This window comes from Arthrobacter sp. 05T442, from assembly GCF_056395945.1.
The window spans coordinates 1-387 of sequence record NZ_JBFTKM010000071.1 but is presented as its reverse complement, the minus strand read 5'-3'; the positions used below and the strand labels follow the sequence as shown (position 1 = coordinate 387).

Here is a 387-nt window from a genome sequence, read left to right as displayed (position 1 = left end):
TTCATCCGCCGGAACCGCCACGGCCTGCACCGCCTGGAGATCTTCGCGACCCCCGACCAGTTCGAGCACCTCCTCACGGTCATGAACACCGCCACCAACCCCCGCACCGGCAACGCGCAGGCGCCGGGCACGGCGCCWGAGGGTGAATCGTCTTCCCGGGCCCCTTCGGCAGGGGACAYCCCTGCCYCCGGTGTCACGGCCGGCGTTGCCCRGGCCGCCGTTTCGGCGAGTGCCAGCGTCGTGGCCGCCGCCGCTGCGGGAAATCACGCCGCTTCGGAGGATGACCCCGGCGAGGCCGGCCTGGACCTGCGGTCGCGGCCGCAGAAGCTGCTCGACGGGCTGGTCGGTGCCTGCAAGGCCGCCCTCGCGGCCGGTTCGCTGCCCGCC

The 387-nt window shown here is 74.2% G+C and carries 1 pseudogene; it reads left to right on the top strand.

Annotated features, from left to right (window positions below):
• Nucleotides 1-387 (top strand): annotated as a pseudogene (locus AC1DES_RS19230) (HNH endonuclease signature motif containing protein); the annotation flags it as partial.